Below are 9468 nucleotides of genomic sequence, written 5' to 3' on the forward strand. Positions count from 1 at the left end.
CTCAGCAGGACTCAACGTCCAGGACAAACGAGTGCTCACCCGCCGGTCGGCCACCACCAGGAGTGTGCCGGATGGCCACTCCCAGAACTGATTAGGACATTGGGGTGAACCGCAATGTCGGGGTGGGGGAAACCCCACCCCGACCTCAGGGAGAAACCACTACGAGCAGCGAATCCTCGCGTCAGCCCAAGAAGCGTGGTCGTTCACGACACCGTCGCCACCATCGAGAACGCGCAGGGTGAGAGTGCTCACGCCGGTCACGTCCACGGCCAGGTCGCGGACAGGCGTGCGCACACCGAGCACCCCGGAATCCGACAGCACAACACCGTCGCCGAGCACCTGGAACGACACCGTGCCGCCGGTGCGCTGCCGTGCGACGTCGAGACCGGCCTCGTCGTCCACCCCGACCGAAGCGGCGAAAGCGGTGCAGCGTGAGTCCAGCTTGTAAGTGATCTCGGACGACGCGTGCGTACCGAGACCCTTGCCGTAGGTCACCCGCCGAATCGCGATGCCCCTGCCGTCACCGGCCGAAGCGCCACCGTTGGTGATGTCCTTCTCGACCGGGCCGTCACCGCCGGACGCTGAAACCCACGGCCGATCGCTCAGGTACGACCAGGAATCGGAGAGCGGCTTCACGAGGTGCACCCGTGCCGTCTTCTCGGCCTCCACGCCACCGTTGAACGACGCGACGACCGGGATGTCGAAGTAGCCGTACGACGAAGGCTGAGCGGGCGGCACCACGGTCCACGTGCCCGACAACGCCTGCCCCGGACGCACCGACCGAGCCTTCACCGGAGCGCCCTGTACCGACCACCCGGCCGGCACCCGTGGCGCCAGCGTCACGTTCCGCACGTCTTCCCGAGTCTGGAACAACCCGGTCACCGCGAACCCACGCGCAGAAGCCGACACCGAAGTCGGAGGCACCGCGCGAACCGGTCGCTCGCACGAGGAACCACGGCAGGCGATGGCCGCGAAACCACCGTTGGCCGCCACGTCCAGCGTCAGCACGTCGCCGGCCCGCACGTTCCGCACCTCGCGCACGAGCCCGGCGGGACCGTCCCTGGTGATCTCCACCCGCCAGCGACCGGAAGGCAGGTCGAACGGCACGGACACGGTGCGAGCGGCACCGGAGTACCCGCCGCCGATGAACCACCGATCTCCTGACCGCCGCGCGAACACCGAGTGGTCGGCGGGACGGCCCGACAACAACCGGGTCTCGTCCCACGCGGTGGGCACCTGGTCGACGAACCGTTCCGCGACGGGCCGCGCCGCGTAGTCCTCGGGACGGCCGGCGAGGTTCGCGAGACCTGACTCGTAGATCACGGTCAACGCCAGTTCGTGCGCGTCGGACGTGGTGCGCGACGGACGGTGCCAAGCCAACGGCGTGTAGTCCATGCCGCCGACGACACCGCGCGTGAACGGCAAAGCAGTCAGGTGCGAACCGGTGAGCCCTGAGGACTTCTCACCACCGTGCACGGCTTCCATCGTCATGACGTGCGGCCACGTGCGGTGGATGCCGTGCGGGATCGTCGATCCGTGGAAGTTGACCAGCAACTTGTGCGCAGCGGTCTCGGGGAGAATCCGGTCGTACCAGCGGTTGCGGTCCTGGCCGTCGGAGTCCATGAAGTCGATCTTCACGCCCGCGATGCCCCACCGCTCGAACAGCGCCAGCCGCGCCGCGCTCTCCTCCGGCGTGTCGAGCTCGTCGTAGTGGATCCAGAGGTGGATCTTCACGCCACGCGCCGCGGCATACGCGACCAGATCGGGAATCCACGAGGTCTTCTCCCACGACGGGTCGTAGTCCCAGTTCGGGTCGAAGTACCAGCCCGCGTCGACCAGCGCGTACGGCCAGCCGTGCGCGGCCGCGTAGTCCACGTACTGCTTCTGCATCGCGAGGCTCTGTCCGGCCTCGCGACCACCGGCGAGCCAGCTCCAGAACACCTTGCCCGGCTTGATCCACGACGTGTCGCGCACGCGGGAGCGCGGCGCCAGGTCGTCCACGAAGGTCGACGTGGAGACGTCCGCCAGCGAGCCGACGACGGCGGTGCGCCACGGCGACTGCCACGGGCCGTCCACGACCACCTGCTCGTCCCAGTACTTGATCGCGTACGACGGTGAGCCCGCGGTGTGCACGAGCCGCGCACCCGAGTGGCGACCGTCCACAGCGGACTCGGTGAGCAGCGAGTACACGCCGTTGGTTTCGAACAACGCAGGGTGCAGGTACTCGGCGGTCTCCGCGGTGGCCGCGTTGGTCTGCACGAACGGGTTTTCGTAGTCACGCCGGTACTTCGCGATCCACGCCGTCGAAGCAGACGGGACCACGAACGCCGACGTCTCACGCAGCACGTTGCCCAGGCCGGCCGGCAGCTCGTACCGGTAGGCGACGCCGTCACGCGCGGTCCGCACGACGAGATCCAGACGTGCCGCGCCGGCGAACGAGTAGCGCTCTTCCTTGTGCACCACAGTGCGTTGCCGTTGCTTTCCCGACGACGCGGTGTAGTGCTCCACCACGCGCCGTTCGGTGCGGCCCGTCAGGCGCAGGCCGGTGGAAAGATCCGCTCTTTCCGTCACCACGCCCAGAGGGCTCGCCTCCAGCACGGTGGTGGCGCCACGGGTCACGGACAGCATCGGAACGCCGTTCGACAGCGTCACCACGGCATTCGGCCGAACGTCGGTTTGTGCTGCTGCTACAGGGGTTGTGACGCCTGCCGTCAGTGCGACGGCGAGTAATCCGGCCGCGCGCCATCGCACGGTAGACAACCGCATGTCCAGTCCTCCAAGACGTCGGTCGCGGCGGCGACAGCTCCGATGTATACGCGTTGGAGCGCCTTTGGTCCACAACATGGCTGGAAAGGCCTTTCCGCCTCTGTAATCGTTTGACTACGATGCGTTCGATGGCCGAACAGGTGGGGACGTGTGCGACCTGCGGCGCCGCGACCGCCACCTCCCGGCGCAGACACGCGCGGTACTGCTCGAACGCCTGCCGTCAACGCGCGTATCGGCAGCGCGTGAGCGAACCGGTCACGGCACTGGACAGTTTCATCGGCCGTGATGACGAGTTGAGCCGTCTCAAGGGGTTGAGCGACGCCCGGCTGCTCACGCTCGTCGGCCCTGCCGGGGTCGGGAAGACCAGACTGGCGAAGGAGCTCACCAGCGGCCAGGCCGGAGTGGCACGGGTCGAGCTCGCGTCGGTTTCGAACGTGGCACGGGCGTGTGCGACGGCGCTCGGCATTGGCGAGGTCACCCGCGAGCCCGTGCTGAGCACCCTGGTGCGCGCCCTGACCGGTCGAACGACGGTGCTGGTGATGGACAACTGCGAGCACGTCGTCGGGGAGTGTGCGGCGCTGCTGGAACCGTTGCTGCTCGGCTGTCCGGGAGTGCGGGTGATCGCCACGAGCCGGGAACCGCTGCGCGTGCCGGGCGAGGCGCTGTTCGCGGTGCAGCCGTTGCCGATCACGTGCGCCGTGGAGCTGTTCGCCGACCGCGCCCGCGCGAACCAGCTCGGCCTGCGGCTCGACGACCCGGAGGTGCTGGCCGCGCTGTGCATGCGCCTGGACCGGTTACCGCTGGCCATAGAGCTCGCCGCACGGCTGGTGACCGTGCTGCCCGTCAGGGAGCTGCTGGCGCGTCTGGACGACCGGCTGGAGCTGCTCAACCGCGGCAACCGCACCGCGGCCGAACGTCACCAGAGCCTGCGTGCCGCGATCGCGTGGAGCTACGGCCGCCTCAGCGCCGACGAACAGCACGTGTTCCGGTGCCTCTCGTCGTTCCCCGGCGACTTCGGGCTCGACCTCGCGGTGGCGGCGTGCGACCTGCCCTCCGACCGGGTGCTGGCGCTGCTGTCGGCGCTCGTGGCGAAGTCGCTGCTCACGTTCTCCGGGGCAGGGCGATTCGAGCAGCTCGAGTCGGTTCGGCTGTACGGCAGGGAGAGGCTCGCTGAGCAGGTGAACTGAGACGCTCGCTGGTGATCCACCTGGGATTCCTGCGGCTAACTTGGGGGTGGTTCGCCGCGGGCCAGCCCCCGCGGCGAACCAACCGCAAATGCGCTGATCAATGAGGTCGGGGGGACTCGAACCCCCACTGGCTGGGACCTAAACCCAGTGCCTCTGCCAATTGGGCTACGACCCCTCACGTGGAAGCCTATCCGCCTTCCATGGACTCGCTCTCTCGGGTCGCTCAATCCTCCGTGACTGATCGTCCACTACGGTTGGCGGCAGAACCGCTGCTAGGAGGACATGTGGCTCGCGATCCCGACACCATCCAGCGCGAGATCGAACAGGCTCGCACCGCGCTGGCCGCCACCTTGGACGAGCTGAGCGAGCGCGCCAGCCCGCAGAAGCTCGTCGAGCAGGGCAAGTCGTCCGTGCTCGACGTGCTGCGCCAGCCCAAGGTCAAGTACACGCTCATCGCGGTAGGCGCGGTGGTCGGCTTCGCGCTGGTCCGCAAGCTGTTCCGCTAGACGTGCACCAACGGTAGGAGCACCTGCTCGACGACCTTCTCCACGAACGGCTCGTCGAGCGGGTCACCGGTGAGCATCAGCCGGTAGATCAGCGCGGCGCCGGCGATCTCGACGGCCATGCCGCGCGGGGCGTCGGCGCGCAGCTCGCCCCGTTCGGCTGCCCGGTCCAGGATCCCGCGCAGCACGTCGCGCTGCGAGATCAGGAACGTCTCCCTGAACGCCGCCGCCAGCTCCGGCTCGTGCGGCAGTTCGCCCACGAGCGCCTGAGCGGCCTTGCCGATCGGTCCTGAGAGGAACGCGGCGAACGACGAGAGGAACTCGCGCAGGTCGCCGGCCAGAGAGCCGGTGTCCGGTGCCGCGAGGTTCTGCGTGGCGAGCTGGGTGCACGTGTCGATCACCAGATCGAGCTTCGACTCCCAGCGCCGGTAGATCGTGGCTTTGCCCGCCCTCGCGCGAGCCGCCACGGCGTCCATGGTGAGGGCCCGGTACCCGACCTCGGCCATCACCTCGAGCGCTGCCTGACGTAATGCGTCGTCCCTGCTGGCGTCACGAGGACGTCCCCGCTGGGGGACCCTGCCCTCGTTGAACGCCGTTGTCGACACGGCCATGCCACCTCCTCGTACAAGGGCACGGCTCGTGCGTGTCTCCCCGCCCCTTTGGCGGGACATCCTAGGCGTCTTGCCCATGTTGCAGGGTGAGCAGCACCCGGTTGTTGCTTCGTGTTGCGGTTAGTTGGCTCTTGCGCGATGTGACCCAGAACTCCTACCTTTCCGGATTGTCTGGACCAGGCTGCACCGCCGCGCAGCAGGACGTGAGTATTCGTCATGCGCGGGCGAGGAGCGGGAAATGGTCTTTGGTAGGAGGGGTTTCATTGGCGGAACCACGGCGGCGGTGCTGTTCGCCCAGACGGGGGTAGCGACCGGAAAAGAGACCGGGTCCTCGGATGTCTTCGACTGCGACGGCATGTCGGAACGTGACTGGGAAGAGTTCATCGGGGCGCAGGATCTCGTTTGGCGGAAGCCTCCGACCCAGTACGGGCAGGCTCCGTTCCTCGGTGACGGCCGGTTGGGCAGCGTCGTGTACGCGGAGGGCAACACCGTCCGGTTCACCGTGCAGCACGCCGACGTGCAGGATCACCGCACCACCGGCGGCAGCCAGTTCGGCGTGTGCAGACTTCCTGTCGGCAACCTGAAGATGACCGCCGCGGGCACCGTCACGGCGGTCGACTGGCGTCTGGACCTGTGGAACGCGGAGCTGCGTGGAACCGTGACCACGTCGCTCGGCGTGATCTCGTTCGTCGTCTACATCCACTCCGAACGCTCGGTGCTGTCGCTGAACGTCACCGCGACCGGCACCGAGAAGCCGGTGCTGGAGTTCGTGCCGTCCAAGGCGATCCCGCCGCGCGCGGACTTCAACCCGCTGCCGGACGGCTACGTCCTCAATCCCGACCCCGTGACGAAAACGGACGGGCGGGAGACGCTGGTGACGCAGGCGTTGAACGCGGGCGGTCAGACGGCAACCGCTTTCCGTCTCATCACGACCGGCCGCATGCAGCGCCTGCTGCTGTCGGTCGCGCACACCTACCCGGAAGCCGCCGCGGACAAGATCGTTCTGAAGGCGGTGCGCGAGGCGGCGGTGCTCGGCGGACTGCTGACCAGGACGCATCGGAAGTGGTGGAACGCCTTCTACCAGAAGAGCTTCCTGTCGTTCGGCGAGCAGCGGCTGCAGTCGTTCTACTGGATCCAGCTCTACAAGGTGGCGTCCGGTTCACGCGCCGGCAGTCCGGTGATGGCGACGACCGGCCCGTGGCTCGAGAAGACGCCATGGGCGGCCGCCTGGTGGAACCTCAACGTGCAGCTGGAGTACTGGCTCATCCACGGATCCGGCCACCTGGAGCTCGACTCGATCACCTCGACGCTCAAGGACAACCAGGAGCAGCTCGTCCGCAACGTCAAGGAGCCGTACCGGCACGACTCCGCCGGCGTCGGCCGCAGCACCGACCGCACCACGTCGAACGCCGGAACGCTGTACGAGCCGGGCACCGGCGGCACCGGCGTGAAGGAGCTCGGCAACCTCACGTGGGCCCTGCACAACGTCTGGCTGTCCTACCGGCACAGCATGGACGTCCGCATCCTGTCCGACGTCGTGTTCCCGCTGCTGCGCCGGTCGATCAACTACTACCTGCACTTCCTGAAGAAGGGCAACGACGGCAAGCTGCACCTCGACGTCACCACGTCGCCGGAGTACGGCGACGCGCCCGACTGCAACTACGACCTCCAGCTGATCCGCTGGGGCTGCCAGACGCTGATCGACTCTGCGGCCCTGCTCAAGATCAAGGATCCGCTGGAGCCGAAGTGGGCCGAGGTGCTGCGCGATCTCGTCCCGTACCCGGTGAACGAGAACGGGTTCATGATCGGCGCAGGTGTTCCGTTCGTGAACTCCCACCGGCACTTCTCGCACCTGCTCGCGACGTTCCCGCTGATGACGGTGAACTGGGACCAGCAGGAGAACCGTGCGCTGATCGAGAAGTCGTTGCACCACTGGATGTCGCTGGAGCCCGCGCACCGCGGCTACAGCTACTCCGGGTCCGGCTCGATCGCCGCGCGCATGTTCCGCGGCGACGAGGCCTACGCGTACTTCGTGAAGATGTTCGACACGACCAAGCGCTACCCGGTGCTCGAAAACACCATGTACACCGAGGCGGGCCCGGTCGTGGAGACCCCGCTGTCCGGCGCGCAGACGATCCACGACTTCGTCTGCCAGAGCTGGGGCGGCGTCGTCCGGGTGTTCCCGGCCGTGCCGTCCGCGTGGCCGGACGTCGTCATCGCCGACCACTCCTGTGAGGGTGGTTTCTCGGTGACGGCTCGCCGTTCTGCCGGCAAGACCCAGTTCGTGCTCGTCCGCAGCCGCGCGGGCGAGCCGTTGGTGCTGAGGCACGGCATCGCCGGCCCGGTGTCCGTGGTGACGCCCGGTGGTCGTCCGGTCCGGTACCGCGACCGCGGCGACGGGACGTTCGAGATCCCGTTGCGCCGCGGGCAGGAAGTCCTGGTGCATCCCAGGGGCCGCCGCCCCGACCTGGCCGTCAGGCCGGTCGCCATCACGACCCCCGGCAAGCCCTGGGGTCTTCCCGCGTGATGTTCGGAAAGGAAAGCACCATGCGCACACTCACCCTGGCTGTGCTGTCCACAATGGTCAGCGCGGTCCTGGTCGCCCCTGCCGCAGAGGCATTACCGGACGGTCTGGCGCTGACCCCGCCGATGGGCTTCAACAACTGGAACGCCACCCACTGCCGGGCCGACTTCAACGAGGCGATGGTCAAGGGCATCGCCGACATCTTCGTCAACCGCGGCCTGAAGGACGCGGGCTACGAGTACGTCAACATCGACGACTGCTGGGCCGAGAAGACCCGTGACGCTCAGGGCAAGCTCGTCCCGAACCGCACTCGTTTCCCCAACGGCATCAAGGCTGTCGCGGACTACGTGCACTCCAAAGGCCTGAAGTTCGGCATCTACACAAGTGCCGGCACGAAGACCTGCAACAAGGACAACGGCTTCCCCGGCGGCCTCGGCCACGAGGAGTCCGACGCCCAGCAGTTCGCGTCGTGGGGCGTCGACTACCTGAAGTACGACAACTGCAACAACCAGGGCGTCGACGCCAAACAGCGCTACCGCAAGATGCGTGACGCGTTGAAGAAGACGGGCCGTCCGATCGTCTTCTCGTTGTGCGAGTGGGGCCAGAACAAGCCGTGGGAGTGGGCGTCGGACACCGGTCACCTCTGGCGCACGACCGGTGACATCAACGACACCTGGCCGCGCACGATGGACATCTACGAGAAGAACGTCGTGCTGGACTCCTACGCCGGTCCTGGGCACTGGAACGACCCCGACATGCTGGAAGTCGGCAACGGCAAGATGTCCGCTGTTCAGTACCGCAGCCACTTCTCGTTGTGGGCGATCATGGCCGCACCGCTGCTCATCGGTTCGGACCTGCGCAAGGTCAACGCCGACACCTACACCATCCTGGGCAACAAGGACGTCATCGCGGTCGACCAGGACAAGCTGGGCGTGCAGGGCAAGCGGATCCGGACGACCGGCAAGACCGGCGTCGACGTGATCGTGAAGCCGCTTGCCAACGGTGACAAGGCCGTGGCGCTGTTCAACAAGTCCGGCTCCACGCAGACGATCTCGACCTCGCTGTCCGAGATCGGCATGTCAGGGCCCGCCGTGCTGAAGGACCTGTGGACGAAGTCGACCCGAACCACGACGGGCGCGATCTCGGCGTCCGTGCCATCGCTCGCCACGGTGATCTACCGCGTGTCCAAGTCGGACGGCCCGCGTCCGACCCCGCCGGCGGGCACGACTGATCTGTCCGCGTTCGAAGCTTCGTCGTCCACGAACGGCTGGGGCCCGGTGGAGATCGACAAGTCCGTTGGTGGCAACAAGGCCGGTGACGGCAAGACCCTGACGATCAACGGTGTGACGCACGCACGTGGTTTTGGTGCGCACGCGACCTCGGCCATCGAGTTCTACTTGGGCCGCAAGTGCTCTTCGATCACCGTGGACGTCGGTGTCGACGACGAGGTGGCCGCGGGCAGGGGTTCGGTCGTCTTCCAGTTGTTCGCCGATTCCACCAATGTGGCGGACTCCGGACGGATGACCGGTACTGATGCGGCGAAGAAACTCACCGCGTCACTGACCGAAGCCGAAAGCCTGCGGTTGGTCATCACCGACGCCGGTGACGGCATCAATTCCGACCATGGTGACTGGGCGTCTCCGCGCATCACCTGTTCGTAGTGTTCTTGTAGGACGGCCTGTGAGGCGTGTAAGGCGGCTCACAGGCCGTTGTGGATCCCACACATGAAAGCACTTGCCTTCTGCATGCCTCGCGGCCGCGCCGCGCTGGCGCCCGGCCCGGCGCTCGCCGACCCGGCAACGGCAACGGCAACGGCAACGGCAACGGCAACGGGTAATGGTGACGCTCAGGTGCGGGCATGTCCATCCGGCCGGGGT

General features: G+C 67.3%; 6 protein-coding genes and 1 tRNA gene. 4 read left to right on the forward strand and 3 right to left on the reverse strand.

The genetic code is table 11. From position 1 onward, the window contains the following. Nucleotides 1-159 precede the first annotated feature (159 nt). On the reverse strand, nucleotides 160-2652 hold the full coding sequence (locus FXN61_RS43585) for an NPCBM/NEW2 domain-containing protein (protein ID WP_223165847.1): 2493 nt from the start codon (nucleotides 2650-2652) through the stop codon (nucleotides 160-162). 242 nt (nucleotides 2653-2894) lie between these two features. Between FXN61_RS43585 and FXN61_RS43590 the strand changes: the two genes are divergently transcribed. Further along, nucleotides 2895-3953 carry an ATP-binding protein gene (locus tag FXN61_RS43590; protein WP_167979699.1) on the forward strand — a complete coding sequence of 353 codons (1059 nt, stop codon included), beginning with the start codon at nucleotides 2895-2897 and terminating at the stop codon, nucleotides 3951-3953. A gap of 101 nt (nucleotides 3954-4054) precedes the next feature. On the opposite strand, the gene FXN61_RS43595 is transcribed toward FXN61_RS43590, so the two are convergent. Further along, nucleotides 4055-4128: transfer RNA gene (locus tag FXN61_RS43595), tRNA-Leu, on the reverse strand. Nucleotides 4129-4237: 109 nt separating this feature from the next. Here FXN61_RS43595 and FXN61_RS43600 point away from each other — a divergent pair. Beyond that, the gene (locus FXN61_RS43600; protein ID WP_167979700.1) at nucleotides 4238-4459 is read left to right on the forward strand and encodes a DUF3618 domain-containing protein; all 222 of its coding nucleotides are present in this window, start codon (nucleotides 4238-4240) and stop codon (nucleotides 4457-4459) included. Here FXN61_RS43600 and FXN61_RS43605 read toward each other — a convergent pair. After that, the gene (locus tag FXN61_RS43605; protein ID WP_188136127.1) at nucleotides 4456-5067 is read right to left on the reverse strand and encodes a TetR/AcrR family transcriptional regulator; all 612 of its coding nucleotides are present in this window, start codon (nucleotides 5065-5067) and stop codon (nucleotides 4456-4458) included. The genes FXN61_RS43600 and FXN61_RS43605 overlap by 4 nt on opposite strands. 355 nt (nucleotides 5068-5422) lie before the next feature. Here FXN61_RS43605 and FXN61_RS43610 point away from each other — a divergent pair, with 355 nt between their 5' ends. Beyond that, the gene (locus FXN61_RS43610; RefSeq protein ID WP_246292950.1) at nucleotides 5423-7594 is read left to right on the forward strand and encodes a glycosyl hydrolase family 95 catalytic domain-containing protein; all 2172 of its coding nucleotides are present in this window, start codon (nucleotides 5423-5425) and stop codon (nucleotides 7592-7594) included. 20 nt (nucleotides 7595-7614) lie between these two features. Further along, entirely contained in the window at nucleotides 7615-9252 is a 1638-nt protein-coding gene (locus FXN61_RS43615) for an NPCBM/NEW2 domain-containing protein (RefSeq protein ID WP_167979702.1), read from the forward strand. Nucleotides 9253-9468 lie beyond the last annotated feature (216 nt).

Source organism: Lentzea indica (genome assembly GCF_012184385.1).
Classification (GTDB): domain Bacteria; phylum Actinomycetota; class Actinomycetes; order Mycobacteriales; family Pseudonocardiaceae; genus Lentzea; species Lentzea indica.